An 899-nucleotide genomic window follows, 5' to 3' on the forward strand; every position below is an offset into this window, starting at 1 on the left:
AACTCCTGTTGCCACCCACACGAACCATCCCCGGATCTGAACCGACTAAAGAGTCCAATATCCGGGGACCAGTTCACCCGCACCGTGCCTCCCGTCGGTTTCCCCCACCGGAAACCTTCCAGCGGTAAGTTGACAGGATGACCGCCGATGACGACGCCGAGACCGCGCCCCGGCGCAGCTACCGCAAGGGCGCGGAGCGGCGGACGCAGATCCTCGACGAGATGATCCGGATGGTCGCCGAACAGGGCGTGGACGCGTCGTCGCTGCGGTCCGTCGCCGAGGCGCTCGGCATCACCCACGCGGCGCTGCGGCACTACTTCCCGTCGCGGGACGAACTGCTGCTCGCCGTGTACCGCGAGCACGAGGTCCGCGAGCAGCACGCTCCCGACCGCCTGCAGTCGGCGATCGGGGACATGCGTGAGAGCGCGGGCCGGAACCGCGAGGTCCCCGGGCTCGTGCAGCTCTACACGACGTTGGCGGCCGACGCGGTCGGGCAGGGGCACCCCTCGACGACCGAGTTCATGCGGGAGCGCTTCGCCCGGCTGCGCGGGCAGCTGTCCGAGCTGATCGCGCGGGACCAGGCGGACGGGCGGATCCGTGCGGACCTGGACCCGACCGATCTGGCGTCGCTGAGCATCGCCGCGTCGGACGGGTTGCAGGTGCAGTGGTTGCTGGATCCCGAGGCGGTCGACGGCGAACGGGTGCTGCGGTTGCTGGAGTCGTTGGTGCCCGCAGCAGGGGCGGTTGGTCACGAAGTGGTAACGGACGAGAACTGACCAAACCACTCCGGCAGGGGCGCCGAATCACTGTCACCAGCCGGGAAACACCCGGAGCGCTCACCAGCCGCAGGTAGCTGGTTCTCCACCCTCTTGGGGGGTGTGTTCGGCGTGCTCACAGCA

General features: G+C 68.9%; 1 protein-coding gene. It reads left to right on the forward strand.

Annotated elements, in window-relative coordinates; all coding sequences use genetic code 11:
* Positions 1 to 137: 137 nt before the first annotated feature.
* A complete protein-coding gene (locus MT346_RS17875; RefSeq protein WP_243564472.1) occupies positions 138 to 776 on the forward strand; it encodes a TetR/AcrR family transcriptional regulator in 639 nt (212 codons plus the stop codon).
* The last annotated feature ends 123 nt before the right edge of the window (positions 777 to 899 follow it).

It is taken from the genome of Curtobacterium sp. VKM Ac-2922 (genome assembly GCF_022815645.1).
In the GTDB taxonomy this organism is placed as follows: Bacteria; Actinomycetota; Actinomycetes; order Actinomycetales; family Microbacteriaceae; genus Curtobacterium.